Below are 21386 nucleotides of genomic sequence, written 5' to 3' on the forward strand. Positions count from 1 at the left end.
ACTATGTATTAGGTGAGTACTAACTAGCTATGCGCTTCCACTCAATGGTCATGCTTTTCTCGTTCAATGAATCTATATAGGCATCTGGAATAGGGGATGACCAAGATTTGTTCTTCACCACCGCTTGATAAGGCCCTCGCTTATCATGGGAGTCAAAGACAAAGTAAAATTCAACGTGAGATCCATCGGGTAAATCTGACGACAGGCTAATGGATTTAGCGCCTAAATTGGAACCAATATGGTCCGTTGACGAAGCTGGCGACGGCAAGGCTTCTGTACCCATATGTTCACCGAATTGAAAACATCTATCGTGTGTTAATGCCGTAAGTTTTATCTGAGGCCAAATACAGTGGCGTAGAAATTGTTGGTCTGTATAACGCCCATTTTTAGCTGCCTCAACAAAACCTAGCATAGCCCCTTTGATAGGGGATATAGCGCCTCTTTTAATACCAAATAGACCCGCTAATAAGAGCTCACAATGGGAAGGAAAATCTCGAATAACATGCGCTTTAAAGTCTGATGATAACCACTCTTCGACTATTGCTTTCTCTCGCATACTCACCACAGAGTCCGCATCTCGACAAATAACCACAGCCACTTCTTCGTCATCTAAAGCCAAGAATCGCCACATGGTTCCAGGTAAAGGCCGAAAGTCGCTCTCAACTAAAACGACTTCCGCTTTCTCTGCAACTAATCGACTTTGAACCTGCTTAGGGACACTCTCATCAATATAAAAACGACAGATAAAGTCAGGGAAAATTTGCTGTACAGCTTTCACATTTAATATGGCGTTTTCACAATATCTTGGACTAGCACCAAATAACGAAAAACTGAATACCTGCTTTTTCCCTAAAGAGCTTGAAGCTTCAAGCAACTGAAAGCTTTTCGCTCCCTTCATAGCTAAGCTGTCTTTCGCTTGTAAACACTTTTTTCCATAGTAATGGCTTTTCTCTACATCGCCATGGATACCATACACTTCCGTTAGGTTTTCAAGAGTCGGAACGTCTAACTGACCTATTTGTTTAAACTTAGCTAAAGCAAGTTCAGACACACTAATCGCTTCGTCCAGCTGGTTGAGCTTGTACAGACAAAGGCCTTGCAACTGCAGACTACGGGGGTCATGGGTCAGATTATAGATTTTTTTGTAGGCCTGAAGAGCCGCTTGATACTGGTGGACTTTTAAGTGATGAGTTGCTTCTTTTAACAGGGCTGAAAAGCGCTGCTTATTCTTATGATTTAGCTTTTTTAGGCTCATATTTTCCCACTAGTAGGCTCGGACAAACTGGCCGCATTTCGATCATCTCAAAGAGCCTTAAAGAAACAACCAAGAAAACAATTTAATGACTCCATACACAATGGCTAGCAACTCTAAAAAGGTACACTTTATATAAGCTATCTATATTACAAAAACTTCACTACCCTAGAAACACATAAAATGGACCATATGGAAACACAAAAATGACATAACGTACGCTTTCGCTACAACATTCAATAAGTATTAACTATGTGGATAACTTTGTTAAGAAAATTAAAGCTTAAAAAATAAATTAAAATATCAGCTGCAAATCTGAGTACACTGTGATTAATAAATCTTAATCCGCTATTAATTACGAATAAAGCCTTATTGTTTGTGCCCTCAGTCAAAGCTATCCACTCCGCAATGAAAAAACACTGAAAACCACACATATCCATCAATCATAAAAAATCAATAAAAGACAACAACTTAATATCTAAATTTGCTTATTTTTTAATCATAAATTATGTGACTAGCTCCAAATAACCTCAAAGTAAGATTAAACAAGCTCTGTGTTTAGAAAAGAGACAAACATCGTTGAAAAGAGTAACTAATTACAATAAACCAAATTCTGTAACTAAATGCTCTTAAGATAGAGGAAAACACATTATCTGGGGATAATTCCCAAAAAAAATAAAATAAGGTAGTACTTACTTCTCTTGGAGCCAAGAATGAGCATAGGTATTAGTTCAATGTATCCCCATAATATCTAAGTATCTATGGCCGAGACTTAAAGCCACACATGCGAAAAAACACTTCGTAAGCAAAGGTAAATACTCTACTATTGTCGGCCTTGCACATAACTATTTGGCTCCAAGCGTCATGACAACACTTTCACCTATAGAGCATTTTCCTACTATATTTTCAAACCTAAAAAAGCTGGCTCAAGGAACCCCTTATCCAAGTCTAACTGTGCGCCTTCAAGCACTGACTTGTCTTCAAGAAGCTCTATTACGTCATGAAACTCCCCTGCTAAATGCCCTACAAAAAGACTTTGGCAATCGAGCTCATGAAGAGTCACGTATTCTTGAACTTATCCCTCTCTTAGGAGAGATAAAGCATGCTAAGAAGAATCTCAAAAAATGGATGAAGCCGACGAAAAGAAACATTCATATCAGCGCTTTTCCAGCGACAGCTAAAGTGGTTTATCAACCCAAAGGGGTTATTGGTGTTATTTCACCATGGAATTATCCAGTATTACTTAGTCTCGGACCTTTAGTAGGCTCATTGGCAGCAGGAAACCGCACCATGATTAAGGTGTCTGAACTCTGCCCCGAAACCAATAAAGTGCTTAAAAATATTTTGAATGCCGCATTGGGAGAGAAGTGGGTGACTTTAATAGAAGGAGAAGTTGAAGCCGCAAATGCATTCAGCTCTCTACCTTTTGATCACTTACTATTTACCGGCTCTACCTCGGTTGGCAAATTGGTGATGAAAAATGCCACTTCAAATTTAACTCCTGTCACCCTAGAACTAGGCGGTAAATCGCCGTTGATTGTAGCTCCTTCTGCGAATCTAAAAGACACCGCAGAGAAAATCATCTTCGGAAAAATGCTCAACGCAGGCCAAACCTGTGTCGCGCCCGATTATGTATTTTGCCATCAAGATCAGAAGCAAGAGCTGATAAAGCATATTCGTCATGAATTAGCTATTTGCTACCCAAATGGCACTCAAGATACTAATTACACTAGCATGATTAATGCGCAACAGATGGACCGTTTACAAGGCTATTTGACCGAGGCAAAAGCGGCAGGAGTAACCTGTGAGAACTTGATGGAGCAGGATGCAATTGGCGAAACACAGAATAAACTAGGGTTACACATAGTAGATTCACCGATGGATGAGCTCAGTGTCATGCAAGATGAAATCTTCGGACCTCTTCTACCTATATTGACCTATACGGATATAGAACAAGCTTTTACCTATATGAAAGGTAAACCTAGGCCTCTGGCCATGTACCTATTTAGTCAGAACCAAGAAGAACAAAAATATTGTGAAGAGCAAATGATCAGTGGCAGTCTCGTCATCAACCATACTCTCATTCAAGTTGCTCAGCCGGACTTGCCTTTTGGTGGTATTGGTACATCTGGTATGGGGCAATACCACGCAGCAGAGGGTTTTCGGACTTTTTCACATGGCAAATCTGTTTTAAATAAAAGTCACTTATTCAATACTATTCGAATGTTAAGGCCACCTTATGATCGCCCCGTGCATAAATGGTTAAAGAAGTATTGGCCCTTCTTATAAATAGAGTAAAAAGTAAGTATCTATTCACTTATCTCACAGTCTTTCAGCCATGCTCTTAAAGCCGTCACGATTTTTTCCATAGTCGCCTCGTCAGTGCCACTAAAACCCAATACAAAGCCATATCTTGCTACGGCCGTGCCGGAATAGTGGGATGATAAAGTAGAGAGTCGTATATCTTGATACGCAAGCTGCTCGGCAACATAGGTATCCGGAGCTATTTGATTAGAATAAGCTGCATCAAGAACAGCCAGTAACTCAGCTTTAAACTCAATTAAAATATGCATACCACCACGAGTTTTTTTCCAAACAAACCACGGTTCTAAATGCTCATCTAAAAGGCTTAGCAGCACGTCTCTTTTTAATCGATATCGCCTACGCATTCTATTGATATGACGATCGAAACTACCTTGCAACATAAAATCAGCAACCGCAGGTTGAATAGGCAAAGAAGCCGATGAGCCAAGTGTTCTTTGAGTGCTTTTTAATACCTCAATATGACGGGTTGGCACGACGATAAAGCCCATCCTTAAACCACGAAATAACACTTTCGAAAAGCTCCCAACAAAGAACACTTTATCACGAGCTTTATCATACAAACTGGCCGCCTGCATAAGAGGCACTTCACTACGCCCTTGATATATAAACTCATTGTCATAATCATCTTCTATTAGCCACCAGTTGTGGGATTCAGTCTGTAGTTTTTGCAGCCACTGCTGCCTTCTTTGTGGGCTTAAACTGGTTCCCAAAGGGTAATGTCGATTCGGTGTCACTACTGCCGCATTCGATTTATTTTCCTGTTGAGGAATACACATACCCTCTTCATCGACCTCTAAATAATTGGGTGATTGTTGAGAGAATATTTCTCTGATAGGGGGGTATGTGGGCGACTCTAACCACCAAGCGGGTTCTCTATTCTGTGAAGACTCAATACGAGATAAAGCATGTTGAAGTAAGACTAAGGAGTCACGATTACCAGCCGTGACTATAATCTGCTCCCCATGACATTGAAGCCCACGCACTCGATACAAATATTCCACAATGGCTTCTTTTAGAGCGGGATAGCCAGTTGGGTAGCCACCTTGCAACAAAGCTAAGTCTGGCGTTAACCAGCTCCGTCTCATGCTTGAAGCCCACTCTTTGGTTGGGAACTCGGTAACATCAACCCCAGCATCAAACATCAAGGAAGCAGGCTTTTTAGGCTTTTCTAGGTGTGGAATATTCTGCGTATTCTTCTGAATTTTTCGGTTTACCATTGGCAAACTAGAAACAAATACGCCTCTCTTTGCTTCGCTCACCAGCACGCCCTCAGCAATCAGCTGATCATATACCCGCGATGTGGTGCTACGTGACACTCCTAATGAGGTGGCCAACGAGCGAGATGAAGGGAGTTTATCTCCTGAGGATAACTCCCCAGACTCAATACTTGCCTGTATTTGCAAGATGAGTTGTTGGTAAAAAGGGGCACCATTCTCTTCAAGAGAAAAGCGCAAACTTGCAATGGCGTGCTTCAAATCTGGCCTGCTAATTTATATAGAAACTGGATATTTATATAAATACCAGATGTTCTTACTATGGGTAAATAGTAGAGCAGGAGAAAGTCCAAAATGATTGAAAGTGTAAACAATCACAACCTTGATGACATATTGCCTTTGATTAAGGCATATCAGGGCTTTTACAAAATAGACAATATATCTGATTCAAAGAACAGAGCCTTTTTTGAGCAATTCAGTGAAACAAGCTCTCTTGGCTGTCAGTTCCTTTATCGCCAAGAAGGCAAGGTCGTTGCTTTTGCCACTGTCTACTTTTCTTATGCGTCTAGCATCATTTCCAAAGTCGCAGTGATGAACGATGTATTCACTCTAGAAGGTTATCGCAGTCAAGGTATCGCCAGAAAACTCATAGAGCATTGTTGGCAATATGCTCAAGCAAATGACGCGGTACGGTTGCAGTGGGTTACGTCACCTAAGAACAGCGCAGCGAAGAGACTTTATGACTCAATGAAAACGAATCAAAGTAACTGGGATTTTTATACCTACTCTGGATGAATTAATTATTTTGTATCTAATAAGGGAAGAGACATGATTACTATTAGAGAAGCAAGCATAGAAGACTTAAACGCTGTTGTTGCCATATTTGAGCAATATAGAAGCTTTTACCAACAAGAAAGCAATCTTATCGGCGCAACGGACTTTATTAGAAGCCATATAGAAAAAGGTGAATCAACCATTTTTATTGCTGAAAGCAGCGACGAAAACACCACTGAAGGCAAGAATATTGCTGGCTTTGTGCAACTTTACCCACTGTTCTCCTCCACAGGAATGAAAAAGCTTTGGCTACTCAATGATTTATTTGTCGATGCAAACTACCGCAAGCAGGGCATTGCAGAGCAATTAATCACAGCAGCCAGAGAGTTGGCCGTCCGCACATCGGCTCGTGGGCTTATGTTAGAAACCTCTGCCAGTAACCTGCCAGCACAAGCACTCTATGAAAAAGTCGGTTTCACAAAAAGCCAAAGCGTGTATTACGAACTGGATATCTAAGCTTTCGTTTTAGAAAAGGAATGAGAATATGAGTGAATCATTAGAAAAAACCCAGTTAAGTAAAGTGAAAAGGGGAGCTAAAAGAGCTCTTTATGACAAAGCAACCGCCTTTGATATTATTGATTCAGCACTGATGTGCCATATTGCACAAACTCAAAATGGACAAGCTTTTGTAATACCCACTTGCCATTGGCGAGAAGGTGATTACCTATATTGGCATGCCCACTCTCAGGCGAGAAACATCCGTGGGGTAATCGGTGAACCAGAAAAAATATGCATTAATATCAGCCTTTTAGACGGCTTGGTTATGGCACGCTCCGCATTCCATCACTCTGTTAATTACCGATCAGTCACCTTGTTCGGAGTACCAGAACTTATCGAAGATAAAGCAGAAAAGATTCGCCACTTTGAGCTCTTTATGGACAAGGTAAGTCCTGGCCGTTGGCAGGAATTAAGGCCAGTCAATGATGCAGAAGTGAAAGCAACCGGATTAGCTCGTATCAAAATAGAAGAAGCATCCATCAAAATGCGTGCTGAGCCTCCAAAAGACGACCCAGAAGATTATAACTGGCCAGTTTGGGCAGGAGTTATCCCGTTGCAACGCTCATGGGGAGAAGCTGAAACAGACCCACTACAAAGTGAGTCATACATTACTCCCAACACCCCAAGTGCTTTTTGAGCAAAGCCGTTAAGCAAAAGTAAAACTATGCACTTAGCTTAACGGCTGCTCTACTTTATTGACAGTTAACTCTTCTCAGCTAATTTACTACTCAATTTCTGTACCCATGGACCAAAAAGAAAAGCAACTGCACCCGCTACAGGCCAAGCTAACAACCATGCTTTTAGCCAGAAGCTAATAAAATGCTCAGCCATTCCCACATTTATCACAGTTACCCAACCAGAAACGATCAATGACATAATACCTGACATCAATATGGCGAAATATACTCGTAATTTCATAGCTTTTTCCTAGGTTTCAGTTCGGTAAAGTAGAACAAGGATAAATTATTGTTTCCGGCTTCATAAAAGTTAAAAACATGATTAAATACCCAATCAAGGGTGGGACTTTACCTCTGTAAGCCTAATAACACTAAGGTTTCTTCGACATTTACTGAACACTTTCACTTTTATTAAAGGATTTATATGGAAGCTCTACTCTGGTGGCAATATGGCTTAATCGGCATCATCTTTATTTGGAGTGGCTTTGTTCGAAGTGGGCTAGGTTTTGGTGGTGCTGTCCTTTCATTACCTTTTCTTTTATTAGTTGAAAATGATCCTTTGCTCTTCTTACCTATTATTTCCATCCATCTGCTCATATTTTCTAGCTGGATTGCTATAAAAGGCGCTAGATCAGCCAAAAAAGAAGCGGCTGTAGGGCAATCTGATAGCAGCAGAGCCGAGGGAAATATTGATTGGCGCTATCTAAAAAAAGCGTTAAAAATCATGATTATTCCTAAGCTTATTGGGGTATTTGGTTTGTTAACTTTACCTAACGATATAGTGACAGGAGTGATTTTTGTCATAGTCGCTGTCTTTGCTGTTTCTTACATCATAAACAAGCCATTTCAGTCCAATAACAAAGTGTTAGACACCACCTTCTTGATGCTAGGTGGTTATGTTAGTGGCACCTCGTTAATTGGCGCACCACTTATCGTCTCTGTGTTTGCAACCAAAGTGGCTCGTCACCAACTAAGAGACACTTTATTTGTCCTCTGGTTTATCCTAGTGATGATCAAGATGTCATCTTTCCTGATTGCAGGCATCGACTTACAACTTATTCACCAATTGTGGTTACTGCCTTGCGCCCTCATAGGCCATGTTTTTGGGCAACGTCTACATGAAAAGATCAAGCAAGCGGAAACACCGGTATTCTTCCAATACATAGGCGTCGCTTTATTAGTGGTTTGTAGTTTTGGAATGTATTCGACGTTTTGGTTATAAATAATGAGATACTCAGCACTTACAAAGTATGGTCAACGCCTTATTACAAGGCTGTAGCGAAAAGCTGTATCCGGCGTTGATTTTACTTTGACACTCTTTAGCAAAAGAAAAATCTATTACTCCTTAAACCAAACACCGTTTTTCATATTCTTCTGGTAGCACCAGTACAAGGTTAGCCCTCTAGCGGTAAAAAGCGCTGCTTGGCTTAGCCAGAGCCCGTGATTCCCCAGCCCTTGGGACATAAACCAAACAGGGAAAAAGACGCCTATTACACAAACTACCATGGTGTTTTGCATTTGTTTGACGCTGGTTGTACCAATGAAAATACCATCCAACATATAAGACCAAACACCTAACAGAGGAAAAAATATTAACCATATTAGATACAGATTAGCTTCATTGCGGACACTTTCTACATTGGTTAGCAAATTAATGATGAATGGGCCAAATAGCCAAAATATCATTACCAGTAAGCCTGAAGCGAACAAAGCCCAGTAGGTTGAAAGCTTAACGATTTTAGAAAATAGTTTCTTATCTTTTCGGCCGTATGCCTCACCACATAAGGCTTCTATAGAAAATGCAAAGCCATCTAAAGCATTGGAAATAATCATTAAGAAGGTCATTAATACGGCGTTCGCTGCCAATATAGAGTCTCCTTGGCGAGCGCCTTGAGCAGTAAAAAACAACATCACCAGTAAAAGTAAAATAGTACGCACAAATAGATAGCGGTTTACTTGTACTAATTCCACATACTCTCGCCACTTCATTAATACAGAAAGAGGCACACTGCCTGAAAAGCCCTTAAGCTTATACCAAGCTAATAAGCCTGCTAGAGCTACTCCTAAATAATGAGAAATAACCGTGGCCCATGCCACACCATCACTCGCCATGCCTAAACCATAGACAGCGTAGTAATCTAATAGCATATTGGCGACGTTTATCACCAAGAGCATCCATAACGCTCCTTTGGAGTACTGAATACCAAAGAACCAGCCAACAATGGCATAGCCAGCTAATACGGCTGGTGCACTAAAGATACGAATTTCACAGTACATTCGTGCCCACGGCTCTACTTCAACACTGGGCTCCATTAAATAAATAGCCACATTAATCAGTGGTTCTCGAAAGAGAATGAGTAAAAAGCCAATACTCAGTCCCATGATGATGGACTGTAAAAACAGCTCTCGTACTCGCCTTTCATCTTTCTGACCTAAAGCTTGAGCCGTGAGACCCGTCGATCCCATGCGCAAAAAACCAAATGCCCAAAATATAAAACTGAATATGCTGGCACCAATGGCGACAGCAGCAAGATGCATCGCGGTACCGAGGTGGCCCACTACGGCGGTATCCACTAAACCCAATAAAGGCGTCGTAATATTGGACACCATAGGAGGCCAAGCCATCTGCCAAATCTTAGTATTTAAGCGAATATTGCGTCGATATGCGGAGAAAATGCTATTTTGAAAGAGTTTTTTCAATTAATGGCTCTCTGAATAAAAATTCGTTTTTGTGGATAACACACCACTTAGGAAACATTACCGAAAATATAGAATGTGGGAAATTATATCGCTTATTCACATGTACAGCTTGTTTTCTGTCGGTTTTCTTCACTTTCTCAGGAGAAGTAGCATCTAATTGAAAATTTCTTGCACTTTTGTGGGTTTTATCCACATATCGAAAAATGTAATTTGAAGAAAATTACAGGCACTAAAACATTGGATAAGTGACGTTTTTTTCCACAAGTAGCAACACAAGCAATGAATTTTGCTAAACTGCCACTAATTTTGATTTTGGAGAAAACTATGAAAATTCTAACTAAGAAAACAAAACCTTTTATTGAAGGCCTAGCAGTAGGTTGTATTTTCGTGACCATTACTATGATATTTGCCCTGCCTATGTATATGAGCCTTATTATTGGTGCTTTGGCAACAGTAGGTGGTTATAGAAATTCAGTAAAAATGGACGAAGCGGCTCTAGCTAAAAAACGCCAACACGAGCCTGATAATGAAAAGTAACCCAGTCTACGGGGAAGGTGACGCTACGTTACAAGCCGTTGGGGGATTAACAGGCCTACAAAACCTTGTTGAAACTTTTTATCGCTTGATGGAACACACAGAAGCATACCGACCTCTGTTTGATATGCATCCAGAAGACACAAAGTTAACTATTAATAAGCTAGTCGCTTTTTTATCTGGCTGGATGGGTGGCGAACGTCTCTTCGCTAAAACCTACGGAAAAATTCACTTACCACAGGCTCACGCCCACTTAATCGTCACCGAAAAAGAAAAAGCCATGTGGCTAAACTGTATGAGCGCAGCACTGGATGAATGTGGCTACTCACAAGAATTAAAAGATTACCTCCTTCCACAACTGGAATTCCCTGCCGAACGTATTCGCCAAGTAAGCACGATTAAAAATAGCCTCTAATCACTTCATTCCACGGTTTTGGTGACCTTGATACCTAGCCGCTTTGCTAAGCGTGCTAGGTTGGCTCTATCCATCGACAAATAATGGGATGCTTTACTCCAATTCCCATCCGCTTTCTTTAATGCGGCTAGAATCATTGTTTTTTGATAAGACTCTGTTTCTAAACGAAAATTTATTTTTTCTTGTTCTATAAATAAAGGCTTTTCTGATTTTTGTTTCTGTTTACTCTCATTTCTATCTATCTGTAACCCTACAATATGTTCAGACATGATAGTGGTAATGCCTGTGGGAGCTTCAGCTTTAGCAAATAGCGATGCCCGCGATATGGTGTGCTCCAATTCACGAACATTACCAGGCCAGTGATAGCCCTCTAACAATTCAATAGCTGAACTCGAAACAGTTAATTGTTGTAAGCCCAGCTTGCGCCGAAAGCCTTCAGCGAAAAAGCCCACTAGAAGAGGAATATCGCCTGTACGTTCTCGTAGAGCAGGGACTTGAATTGGAAATACACTAAGGCGATGAAATAAATCTGCACGAAAGCGCTTTTCGTTTACTTCCGTTTCTAGGTGTCGGTTTGTTGCCACTATAATTCGTACATCAACTTTACGAACTTGATCTTTACCAACAGCTTGAATTTCTTGGTTCTGAATCGCTCTAAGCAGCGAGCCTTGAACCTCAATGGGGAGCTCACCTATTTCATCTAGAAACAGTGTCCCACCATCTGCCAACAGAAACTTACCTTGCCTATCACTATTAGCCCCTGTAAATGCCCCTTTAACGTGACCAAATAGTTCACTTTCAATAAGATTATCAGGTATAGATGCACAGTTAACATAAACCATAGGTGCAGATGAACGATTTGACTCTTGGTGTATCTTTCTGGCCACCAGCTCTTTCCCGACACCCGTTTCACCTTCGATGAGAATGGCCAAATCAGAAGCCGCAACTAGGTCAATCACTTGATTTAGGCGGCTCATAGCATCACTTTGCCCAATCATTTCACCGCCGTCTTTGACGCGAACTTGCTCATTCATAGCAGCAAAAACATGCTGAGCACGTAGATTATTGTCTTCAAGTTTTTCCATCAACATGGCTGTGTTCAAGGTTATCGCGGCCATGGTGGCAATCACTTCCAAGGTTCTGGAGTATATATCTTCAAAAACACCGGGAGTAACACTGTCTAACGTGACAACACCAATTAATCGCCCCTCAATATGAAGCGGGATGCCCATACAAGAGTGTACTTTTAGGTGCCCCTCATGCCCTAGCACCATGCCATCATAGGGGTCTGGCAAACTGGAGTCCGATGGAAAACGAATTGGGTAATAAGCTTCACATATAGCTTTGAATCTAGGGTGTTCATCTATGATAAAGCGTCGTCCCATTAGGTCATCAGATAAACCTTTTTGAGCAAGTGGCGTTAATACACCATGACTGTGAACAAGCAAAACCACTGCATCACAATTTATTGCGCTACGAATAGCATGAATAAGTTCTGAAAAACGGTTTTGCTGTGTTACGGCACTAGCAAGGTCTAAGGCAAAACTAAGTAAAGCATTATTAGAAATTTGACTCATCTCAAGACTCCATAGAAGACAAGGTCATTTTGACACATAAAAATTTTTTTGACTCTTATTTTGTCTAAGTCATAATGACTCAAATAGATTTACAAATAACTAAGCTATTGTTTTATATGTAAATTTTATTTGGCACAAACTTCGCTATATAGATGGTATCTATTTATTCTTTACTTGAGGAGCGGCCATGCTATCCCAACAACATATTGATACCGTACGATCTACTATTCCTTTACTTGTCTCAGCCAATACCCTTATTACAGAGCACTTTTATAATCGTCTGTTCACACATCACCCTGAGCTGCAGAATATATTTAACATGAGCCACCAAAGCACAGGCCGCCAGCCAACCGCTTTGTTTAATGCTATCGCTGCATACGCTACGCACATTGATAATTTAGAAGTGCTTACCAGTGCAGTGATGCGCATTGCCCACAAGCATACTAGTTTCAATATTCAACCCAGCCAATACGATGTTGTCGGCCACCATTTGATAGAGACTCTACGCGAGCTTGTGCCAGGCGCCTTTACCCCTGAAGTAGAAGAGGCGTGGACTGCAGCCTATCAACAACTCGCCAATATTTTCATTAAGATTGAAGGGGACTTATATAAACAAAATGCTAATGAGCAAGGAGGCTGGGAAGACTTCAGAGCATTTAAGGTGATCTCTAAAACACCAGAGTCTGAACGAGTAACCAGCTTTGTTCTTGCACCTGTGGACGGGAAAAAAGTAATAGATTATAAGGCTGGTCAATATTTAGGTATAAAGATAAAACCGAAAGATAACGAATTTGAAGAAATTCGCCAGTACTCTCTTTCCACTACAGCAAACCAAGAAACTTACCGTATTAGCGTTAAACGTGAATCAACAGGTCAAATCGCCGGTATCATGTCAAATTACTTGCACGATCAAGTTAATGTTAGCGATACCATTGAGGCTATGCCGCCTGCGGGCGACTTCTGTTTTGAAGACAAACAACAGCCTGTTGTTCTTATTTCCGGTGGTGTTGGCTTAACCCCTATGCAAGCTGTGCTAGACACATTAGCGAAACAGCAATATGCCCAACCAGTTCATTACTTACATGCTTGTCCCAAAGCTAGCCACCACTCTTTTAAAGAGCATGTAAACAATCTAAAGAGCTCATTAGACCTTAATATACAGACTTGGTATGAACAACTAGATGATGATCAAGAAGGTGTGTTTGAAGGGCAAATGGTATTAGAGCCCATTAAAGATTCTCTCCCGTTAGAAACAGGGGACTATTACCTCTGTGGACCTATTGGCTTTATGATGAATGTTAAACAGCAACTGCTAAGCCTAGGTGTCAGTGGAGAGCGCATCCATTATGAAGTATTTGGCCCACACCAAGACGTTTAAACCCTTTTACTTTAGGGGGCTTCTTTAAAAGGTAACAAAGCGTGGGTATCTTTATGATACTCACGCACTGCTTGAGCCTCTTCCTCGCAGAAGCGCGCAATAGCGTGTCGAAAACCTTCATGTTCTATGTAATGAATACTATGGCTAAAAACAGGTTCAAAGCCTCGCGCTATTTTGTGCTCGCCTTGAGTACCTGGGTCAAAGTGCTGTAAACCTCTCTCTAGACAGAACTCTATTCCTTGGTAATAGCATGCTTCAAAGTGCAGGCAATCAATTTCTTCCACGCACCCCCAATAACGGCCATACAGTGACTTATCATCAAAAAAACACCAAGAAGCCGCAATGGGTTCGCCTGAGCGGCGTGCTTGTACCAGCAAAATTTGCTCCCCCATGCTGTCCACTAGCTGTTGAAAGAAGGCCAAAGAAAGGTAGCCTTGCTGACCTCGCTTTGCGTAAGTGGATTGATAACACTGGTAAAAAAATGCTATCTCTTCTTCCGTTAATTCACTGCCGAGCTTCCTATCGAGGGAAATACCCTGAGCCAATACTTTCTCACGTTCTTTTCGAGCAGATTTTCGCTTCCGACTGGAAAAATGGGAAAAGTAGTCAGCCATATCCTTATAGTCACGATTAAACCAATGGAATTGACAAGATATACGATGTAGAAAGGACTCATCCTTTGCGAGAATTTCTGCTTTATCCCCTTCAGAAAAGAGTAAATGCCAACTAGAAAAGCCTCTTTCTTGATTGGCTTTTGTAATTAGATCTGCAAGCGATGGGTACAGATGCAGCAAAAGTTCTGCTTCTTCTTGATGCTCTTCTAAACGCGAGAATATTCTTGGCCCAGTAACAGGGGAGTAGGGCACCGCCCAAATACGCTTCGGGTAATACTGTAGACCATGTTGCTGATAGGCATCAGCCCATGACCAATCGAAGACAAATTCGCCTTGAGAGTGGGTTTTTAAATAGGTTGGCGCAATAGCAATAGGAGTATCGTCATCATCAGTTACTAACAAATACTCTGGATACCAGCCGGTACCGTCACCTAAACATTGGCTTTGCTCGAGTGCTTTGTGGAAGGCCAACTGGGCAAATGGGTAACTGGTTTTACCAATAGCAGCTTGCCATTGAGCCTCACCTATTTGATCCAAAGAGCTAAACCATTGTGCCTTCATAACTTTTTTACCTAATCTAGGGAAGGTGCGAATAAGCCTTCTGAGTTTCAGTCTTATCAGTGAAACGGTCTATTAAGGCAAGAGTGAGCAGGAATGTTAATACCTTTCTATCACTCTTAACACAGAGAGGCCGTTTTTCTGAAAGACCCGAAGGACGTGGGCTAAACACTTTTTATTCTTTGTTAAGCCTCTTGCCAATATGTTCAATATTGGACGGCGAATCTTGCCTCGAATAATAAAGGTTTATCCACACGCTGAAACCAGTGGACTTGTTCATACCTTCCCTAGGCTTCTAGTTGTTGACGCATACTCGCTAACAAGGAGGCAGTATCTGGTTGCACATTCCGCCAGATAGAGAAGGACTCCGCAGCTTGACCGACTAACATCCCCAAACCATCCGTACCTGTTGCTCCGTGGTCATCTGCCCACTGCAAAAAGATAGTTCTACCTTTACCGTAGGTCATGTCATAACACCATGTACTTTCATTAGCGAGCTCATCTTTCAGTGGCGGTAGGCTGCTTGAGCGGCTGGCTGTCGTGCCATTGATGATAATATCAAAGGCTCCTTCCAAATCTTCAAAAGAAGAAGCAAGACAAGAAAACTTTTCTGCAAGGGCTTCTGCTTTCGATACAGTTCTATTAGCAATGGTTACAGATAAAGGACTTTCATCTAAGACATTTTTTAGGATTCCTTGAACAGCGCCACCAGCACCTATTACTAAGACACGCTTGCCTTTCAAAGACTGCTGATTATTGTTTATGATGTCTGTCACCATACCAACACCATCCGTCGTATCGCCAAACAGCTCGCCATTTTCTTTGATCATTAAAGTATTTACGGCGCCAGCGAGTTCTGCTCTTTCACTTAACACATCGCACATAGCAAAAGCGCGCTCTTTAAAAGGCGAAGTTACGTTAAGTCCTTTACCACCTTTCGCAAAAAACTCACGTACTTGGTTTTCGAACTCAACATCGTCACCCAAAATACGGGTGTAGTTAATAGCCTGCTGAGTTTCTTTGGCAAAATGCATGTGAATATTAGGTGACTGACTATGGGCAATTGGGTTACCAAAAACGGCGTACTGGTCCAAAACGATTCCTCTTTTATTCTTTTTACTCATTCTCTTAAGAAATACCTCTTTAACGGTACCCCTTCTTATGATGCTTCTACAGGTCGCGTTATGCGCTCTAAGCTAGCCAATCTTTCGATGTTAGATAGTAATCCGTCAATTTAGACTCTTCGCTATTAGGGGCTATTGGGTATTCATATGTCCAACGCACTTCGGGAGGGAGAGACATTAAAATTGACTCAGTGCGACCTAAGCCACTTTGTAAGCCAAAATGCGTTCCTCGATCAAACACCAAATTAAACTCTACATAGCGACCCCGGCGATGCAGCTGAAAGTCTCTTTGTTGATCAGTAAATGGCAACAAGTGACGACGTTCTAAGATCGGCATATAAGCTTTGGTATAAGCATTACCAACGGATTCCACCATGGCTAAGCAGTGCTCAAAGCTGCCTTCATTAAAATCATCAAAAAACAAACCACCAATACCACGGGGCTCCCCACGATGCTTTAAATAGAAATACTCATCACACCATTTTTTGAATTTTTGATAATAACCTTGTCCATAAGGCTCAACAGCATCATGGGCAGCTTGGTGCCAATGGATACAGTCTTCATCAAATCCATAATATGGTGTCAGATCAAAACCACCACCAAACCACCATACAGGCTCCATGTCCTCTTTATAAACGATAAATAGACGAACATTCGCATGGGACGTAGGGGCAAAGGGGTTTTTGGGGTGAATAACCAGAGAGACGCCAAGCGCTTCAAAGCGACCACCAGCTAACTCTGGACGATTTACCGTTGCTGAAGGGGGAAGTTTATCTCCCAATACATGGGAGAAATTAACGCCGCCTTTTTCAATAACATCACCATTGGCAATGACACGAGTACGACCGCCACCGCCATTTTCTCTATCCCACGCGTCTTCATGGAATTTAGTAGAGGGCTCAAGAGATTCTATCGAATCGCATATATGATCTTGTAGTGAAAGCAAGTAACGCTTAAATGCCTGTATATCTGGCACGGTTGATGTATTGGCCATAGTAATGGGAAGCCTTATAGAGAATGTTAAAGAAAGCTAGCGTACTTCTCCCTGATAAATATCACTTCTATCAGGACGGCTTTTCAATAAGCTTAGTATCCACATGTACTGTTCAACATTAGGCTCTATCATCGCCTCTAATGCTTTATTCATAAGAATGGCGTCTTCTTTATCATCCCCTGTTGGGAAGTTTTCTAACTCAGGGAAGATATGAAGTTCATACTTACCAGACTTCGCGTTGTAAGCTTGAAACATAGGAACAATGTGCGCTTTAGATAATTTCGTTAACTTGCCTAAACCTTTAATTGTGGCTTTATTAGTACCAAAAAAGGGTACAAATTCGGAATGCTGTAAGCCTAAATCTTCATCTGGTAAGTAATAGCCCACATAACCTTTACGAACAGACTGTAAAAAGGGTTTAACGCCTGCACTACGTGGATGAACAACACCACGACCATACTGCATTCTTTGTTTGTGCATGATCCAGTCGATTAATGGGTTTTTATGGGGCTTCATAATGGTAGTTAAGGTATAGCCTAAGGAGGCAATCAATGAACCAGTAAAATCGATTGCCCAACAATGGGGAACCAGAGTAATAACATTTTCGCCATTATCTAAGTAAGGGAAGAGGTTCTCACCACCGATAATTTCGGTACGGCTCTTCTTATATTTTTCGCTACGTACAAAAAGTTCACCGTAAGCCAAACAAAACTGCGTTCCCACCTCTAAGCTTCGACGAAGGATGTCCTCTCTTTCTGCTAGATTTTTATCTGGAAAACAATATTGCAGATTAATACGAGCACGTTTTAAGGCACCTGTTTGCTTTTTCATAGCTAAGGTTACAAGCTTGTTAGCGAGCTTATCTCGGAGCCGAAAAGGCAAGTAAGCTAATAGTATTGCTACTAAGACAATTAACCATGTCCCCCAAAACTGAGGAGCTAAAAAACGCCATTGGAATTGCGGGTTATGTATATTTTTATCTGCTGTACTCATTTGATCCGAATCATTTAGAAAAGAAGGAGGTCTCATTTTAGATACCCATATTACCTTAAGGGTATCTCCCTTTATATAGCGCCGCTATTTTTGCGAATGAAGCTTTTAGCAAACTGAATCTTTCACTAGCTAACCCCATCACTAACTAAACCTTTCACTAACTAAACCTTTCACTAACTATGCAGTTAACGGGTAAGTCATTCGCCAATAAGCAACGGCTTGATCAAAGCAATTAGCATTATTTGTACCTTGAGCAAGAATAGAAGCACCATGAAGGCAAGCAAAAAGTTGGTTGGCTTGTAATTGCGCTTTTTCATCATTCACAGAGTCCAAGCGCATAAAGATCTTAATCAGCCAATCCAAGATGATGTTATAAAAGCTCGCTAGCTCTTCGCATACCACATCAGGTAACACACTTTTATTCCATGTCAGCATAGTACACAGGCTCATATTTCCCTGATCAACGACTTTCACTTTAAAGCCATCAATAAAGCCATGTAGCATTTCAATTGGGTTTAGCTCGACTGAAAGGGGATCAGGAAGCTGACTTGAGAAGTGGGAAATATAACGAGCCATTACAGCGGCAACCAAATCTCCCTTGGTCGGATAATGATAGTGAACACTCGCACTTTTTATTCCGACAGCCTCCGCAATATCCCGAAAGCTAAAGGAGTCATAGCCGCCCTTAATAATAAAACCCTCTGCAACATCCTGTATTTTGGATTTTGTATTTACCTTATCACTCACCATAGTAACGCCGCAGACCTCATAAAATATTATCTATCTAGTGATAGGTATTTTATTGACTTAAGCGAAATTGACAAGCTATATTCTATCTACCATGTGATAGGTAGATAAGAGTTTAGTACTTCCTATCCGCTAGAAACTCGACAGTATTTTCTCAAGGAAAAAGATATGACATACGATCTTGTAGTATTAGGCAGTGGCCCAGGTGGCTATGCTGCCGCTTTCAGAGCAGCCGATTTAGGTTTAAAAGTAGCCATGGTCGAAAGACACCAAGCCATTGGCGGTGTTTGCTTAAATGTTGGCTGCATTCCCTCAAAAGCACTTTTACACATTGCAGGGAAGATAAGAATGGTGGATGAACCTGCCCATGGGGTGGCTTTCAATCAGCCCACTATCGATCTCGATGCCATTCGTAAGCACCGCCAAACAACCGTCGACACATTAACAGGCAACCTTGCGTTGATGGCTAAAGGGCGCAACGTCGATGTCATTCATGGGGAAGGGGAGTTCGATAGCACTACCTCTATCACGGTTAAACAGGGGGATAGTGAAACCAAACTGAATTTTAAAAACGCCATTATCGCTGTTGGTTCACGTGCTATTCGGCTGCCATTTATCCCTTATGATGATCCTCGTATTCTTGATGCAACCAGTGCGCTTCAACTCAATAACATCCCTAAACATTTATTAATATTAGGGGGAGGGATTATCGGCCTAGAAATGGCGACGGTTTATCAATCACTTGGTTCAGAAATCACCGTTGCTGAGCTAGGCGATCAAATCATGACTGGTGCAGACAAAGATCTAGTACGTGTATTTGAGCAAGCCAACAAAGATCGAATGACATTTTTGACTAAGACTCAGGTTACGGATATTCAAGCCTTTCCTGAAACATTAGCTGTTTCTCTAAAAGACAAGGGTGGTGAAAGAACCTTAAATGTAGATTCCGTCTTGGTAGCCGTAGGACGCTCGCCTAACGGTAGAAAAGCAGGGGTGCCTGAAATAGGAGTTAATATAGATGAAAGAGGTTTTGTACTAACTGATAACCAAGGAAGAACATCTGTACCCAATATTTTTGCTATTGGTGACGTCACTCATGGACCTATGCTGGCACACAAAGCCGCCCATCAAGGGCATATAGCCGCTGAGGTTATTGCTGGGCATAAGGTGGACTTCGAGCCTCTAGCAATCCCTTCTATTGCCTACACTTTCCCTGAAGTGGCTTGGGTGGGATTAACAGAAACCGAAGCTAAGCAGCAAGGTCTTGTAGTTAAAACCGCAGCTTTCCCATGGACGGCTAGCGGACGAGCTATTGCTTCAGGCGTTACCCAAGGAAAAACTAAGCTCATTTATGATGAAGAAACCGAGCGAGTGCTTGGCGCAGGTATTGTCGGCTCCCATGCTGGCGAACTATTAGGTGAGCTAACACTAGCCATTGAATTCGGTGCAACACTGGAAGACGTAGCTCTCACCATTCACGCCCACCCAAGTTTGCATGAGACTGTTGGTCTAGCCGCAGAGGTGGGTGTTGGCAGTATTACCGATCTGCCTAATAAGAAAGCCAAATTAAAACGTACAAGCTAAAACGCAAGCATACATATGCTATGCCATAAGGGTTCCACTAGAAGACTTTCTAGTGGAACCCTTTTCTATTTAATAACATTCAAACGTCCAAGTTAGTAACGCTTCAAAATAACAGCTGCGTTAACCCCACCGAAACCAAAACCATTACACAACACATAATCAACCTCTTTTTCACGTGCAACCAAAGGCACAAGATCCAAGTCCGCCATGGCCTCATCGACATTATGTAAATTCAAGGTTGGAGGTAGCATGCCAGTTAATAAAGATTGCGCACTAAAAATAGTTTCAACTCCTCCTGCTGCACCGAGTAAATGACCGGTTGCCGACTTGGTAGAAGAGATAGCCACGTTTGATAGCTCACTTTTAAATACAGATCTTAAAGCATTGATTTCACCTTTATCCCCAACAGGGGTAGAAGTAGCATGGGCATTCACATAACCAATCTGTGAAGTATCAATATTTGCCATCTTCAATGCCGCCTGTATTGCTCGAGCTGCCCCTTCACCGTTATCAGGTCCAGCTGTCAGGTGATACGCATCTGCACTCGTGCCATAGCCAACTAATTCCACCAAAGGTGTAGCCCCTCGAGAAAGAGCATGCTCCAGTGTTTCTAATACCACTAATCCAGCTCCTTCCCCCATCACAAAGCCTTCTCTGTCTTTATCAAACGGTCTTGATGCTTGTTGAGGTTCAAGGTTATTTTTTGACAACGCCTTTAGTGCGCCAAAGCCTGCTAAGGACAATGGATCAATACATGCCTCAGTGCCACCAGCTAAAGCAATACTAGCTTCTCCAGACCGAATAATACGCATAGCATCCCCTATTGCTTGTATACCTGCTGCACAAGCTGTAACAGGTGTACCAATAGGGCCTTTAAAACCGTATTTAATGGATACATTACCTGCTGCTAAGTTTGCTAAGAAAGCAGGTACAGTAAAAGGAGATAAACGCCTAGCACCTTGCTTCTCCAATACAGTGTGCGCTTGCGTAATAGTAGGTAGACCACCTATCCCTGTCGCAATGATTGTCGCTGTGGCTTCCTTATCTTCATTTGATGAAGGGAACCAGTTTGCCTGAGACAAAGCTTCTTTAGCCGCAGCTAACGCAAATAATGTAAACAGATCTACTCGCTTTCTTTCTTTTGGGTTCAGATAGTCATCTTCGTTTAGTCCATTAGCTTGTTCCTCATGGCTCGGCACCTGACCGGCAATACTTGTAGAAAGGCCGTCCGATATTGAGGTCGGTAATGCACTAATACCGGATTGACCATTAATCAGTCGTTGCCAAACCTCATTAACACCAACACCTAGTGGTGAAACTAGTCCCATTCCAGTAATAACAATACGCTCTGAGAATTTCATGCAAGCC

General features: G+C 41.7%; 20 protein-coding genes. 9 read left to right on the top strand and 11 right to left on the bottom strand.

Annotation, left to right across the window (positions count from 1 at the left end):
* Positions 1–19 precede the first annotated feature (19 nt).
* On the bottom strand, positions 20–1255 hold the full coding sequence (locus OFY17_RS03700; protein ID WP_263529353.1) for a tetratricopeptide repeat protein: 1236 nt from the start codon (positions 1253–1255) through the stop codon (positions 20–22).
* Between the two features lie 861 nt (positions 1256–2116).
* On the opposite strand from OFY17_RS03700, the gene OFY17_RS03705 reads away from it, so the two are divergent.
* Positions 2117–3541 (top strand): coniferyl aldehyde dehydrogenase, encoded by a 1425-nt coding sequence (locus tag OFY17_RS03705; RefSeq protein WP_263529354.1) that lies wholly within the window; start codon positions 2117–2119, stop codon positions 3539–3541.
* 20 nt (positions 3542–3561) lie between these two features.
* Here OFY17_RS03705 and pdxR read toward each other — a convergent pair whose 3' ends face one another.
* Positions 3562–5052, bottom strand: coding sequence for a MocR-like pyridoxine biosynthesis transcription factor PdxR (pdxR, locus tag OFY17_RS03710; RefSeq protein ID WP_263529355.1), 1491 nt, complete (start codon positions 5050–5052; stop codon positions 3562–3564).
* Between the two features lie 93 nt (positions 5053–5145).
* Between pdxR and OFY17_RS03715 the strand changes: the two genes are divergently transcribed.
* The 3 genes from OFY17_RS03715 to OFY17_RS03725 are packed head-to-tail and all read left to right on the top strand — an operon-like array spanning position 5146 to position 6760.
* Positions 5146–5586, top strand: a complete 441-nt coding sequence (locus OFY17_RS03715) for a GNAT family N-acetyltransferase (RefSeq protein ID WP_263529356.1) — start codon at positions 5146–5148, stop codon at positions 5584–5586.
* Positions 5587–5619: 33 nt separating this feature from the next.
* On the top strand, positions 5620–6081 hold the full coding sequence (locus OFY17_RS03720) for a GNAT family N-acetyltransferase (protein ID WP_263529357.1): 462 nt from the start codon (positions 5620–5622) through the stop codon (positions 6079–6081).
* Between the two features lie 28 nt (positions 6082–6109).
* A complete protein-coding gene (locus tag OFY17_RS03725; RefSeq protein ID WP_263529358.1) occupies positions 6110–6760 on the top strand; it encodes a pyridoxamine 5'-phosphate oxidase family protein in 651 nt (216 codons plus the stop codon).
* Positions 6761–6825: 65 nt separating this feature from the next.
* Here OFY17_RS03725 and OFY17_RS03730 read toward each other — a convergent pair whose 3' ends face one another.
* Positions 6826–7041, bottom strand: a complete 216-nt coding sequence (locus OFY17_RS03730) for a DUF2798 domain-containing protein (RefSeq protein ID WP_263529359.1) — start codon at positions 7039–7041, stop codon at positions 6826–6828.
* Positions 7042–7224: 183 nt separating this feature from the next.
* On the opposite strand from OFY17_RS03730, the gene OFY17_RS03735 reads away from it, so the two are divergent.
* Positions 7225–8022: a sulfite exporter TauE/SafE family protein gene (locus tag OFY17_RS03735; RefSeq protein ID WP_263529360.1), complete on the top strand. Its 798-nt coding sequence runs from the start codon at positions 7225–7227 to the stop codon at positions 8020–8022.
* Between the two features lie 116 nt (positions 8023–8138).
* Here OFY17_RS03735 and OFY17_RS03740 read toward each other — a convergent pair whose 3' ends face one another.
* Positions 8139–9500: an MATE family efflux transporter gene (locus OFY17_RS03740; protein ID WP_318013645.1), complete on the bottom strand. Its 1362-nt coding sequence runs from the start codon at positions 9498–9500 to the stop codon at positions 8139–8141.
* Between the two features lie 324 nt (positions 9501–9824).
* Here OFY17_RS03740 and OFY17_RS03745 point away from each other — a divergent pair, with 324 nt between their 5' ends.
* Positions 9825–10037 (top strand): hypothetical protein, encoded by a 213-nt coding sequence (locus OFY17_RS03745; RefSeq protein ID WP_263529361.1) that lies wholly within the window; start codon positions 9825–9827, stop codon positions 10035–10037.
* Positions 10027–10449, top strand: a complete 423-nt coding sequence (locus OFY17_RS03750) for a group II truncated hemoglobin (RefSeq protein ID WP_263529362.1) — start codon at positions 10027–10029, stop codon at positions 10447–10449. Before OFY17_RS03745 ends, OFY17_RS03750 begins: the two co-directional genes overlap by 11 nt.
* Before the next feature lie 5 nt (positions 10450–10454).
* On the opposite strand, the gene norR is transcribed toward OFY17_RS03750, so the two are convergent.
* The gene (gene norR / locus OFY17_RS03755; protein ID WP_263529363.1) at positions 10455–12026 is read right to left on the bottom strand and encodes a nitric oxide reductase transcriptional regulator NorR; all 1572 of its coding nucleotides are present in this window, start codon (positions 12024–12026) and stop codon (positions 10455–10457) included.
* 187 nt (positions 12027–12213) lie between these two features.
* Between norR and hmpA the strand changes: the two genes are divergently transcribed.
* Positions 12214–13404, top strand: coding sequence for an NO-inducible flavohemoprotein (gene hmpA, locus OFY17_RS03760; RefSeq protein ID WP_263529364.1), 1191 nt, complete (start codon positions 12214–12216; stop codon positions 13402–13404).
* Positions 13405–13415: 11 nt separating this feature from the next.
* Here the strand turns inward: hmpA and OFY17_RS03765 are convergent, their stop codons facing one another.
* The 5 genes from OFY17_RS03765 to OFY17_RS03785 form a co-directional block, all read right to left on the bottom strand.
* Positions 13416–14579 (bottom strand): GNAT family N-acetyltransferase, encoded by a 1164-nt coding sequence (locus OFY17_RS03765; protein ID WP_263529365.1) that lies wholly within the window; start codon positions 14577–14579, stop codon positions 13416–13418.
* A 284-nt stretch (positions 14580–14863) separates the two neighbouring features.
* Positions 14864–15670, bottom strand: a complete 807-nt coding sequence (aroE, locus tag OFY17_RS03770) for a shikimate dehydrogenase (protein ID WP_263529366.1) — start codon at positions 15668–15670, stop codon at positions 14864–14866.
* 97 nt (positions 15671–15767) lie between these two features.
* Positions 15768–16694, bottom strand: a complete 927-nt coding sequence (hemF, locus tag OFY17_RS03775; RefSeq protein ID WP_263529367.1) for an oxygen-dependent coproporphyrinogen oxidase — start codon at positions 16692–16694, stop codon at positions 15768–15770.
* A 36-nt stretch (positions 16695–16730) separates the two neighbouring features.
* On the bottom strand, positions 16731–17723 hold the full coding sequence (lpxM, locus tag OFY17_RS03780; protein ID WP_263529368.1) for a lauroyl-Kdo(2)-lipid IV(A) myristoyltransferase: 993 nt from the start codon (positions 17721–17723) through the stop codon (positions 16731–16733).
* Positions 17724–17864: 141 nt separating this feature from the next.
* Positions 17865–18437: a TetR/AcrR family transcriptional regulator gene (locus OFY17_RS03785; protein ID WP_263529369.1), complete on the bottom strand. Its 573-nt coding sequence runs from the start codon at positions 18435–18437 to the stop codon at positions 17865–17867.
* 165 nt (positions 18438–18602) lie between these two features.
* Here OFY17_RS03785 and lpdA point away from each other — a divergent pair, with 165 nt between their 5' ends.
* Complete coding sequence (gene lpdA, locus OFY17_RS03790) at positions 18603–20018, top strand: dihydrolipoyl dehydrogenase (protein ID WP_263529370.1); 1416 nt, start codon at positions 18603–18605, stop codon at positions 20016–20018.
* A 92-nt stretch (positions 20019–20110) separates the two neighbouring features.
* Here the strand turns inward: lpdA and fabF are convergent, their stop codons facing one another.
* Positions 20111–21379 carry a beta-ketoacyl-ACP synthase II gene (fabF, locus tag OFY17_RS03795; RefSeq protein ID WP_263529371.1) on the bottom strand — a complete coding sequence of 423 codons (1269 nt, stop codon included), beginning with the start codon at positions 21377–21379 and terminating at the stop codon, positions 20111–20113.
* Positions 21380–21386 lie beyond the last annotated feature (7 nt).

The sequence above is a fragment of the Marinomonas sargassi genome (genome assembly GCF_025716875.1).
Taxonomy (GTDB): Bacteria; Pseudomonadota; Gammaproteobacteria; order Pseudomonadales; family Marinomonadaceae; genus Marinomonas; species Marinomonas sargassi.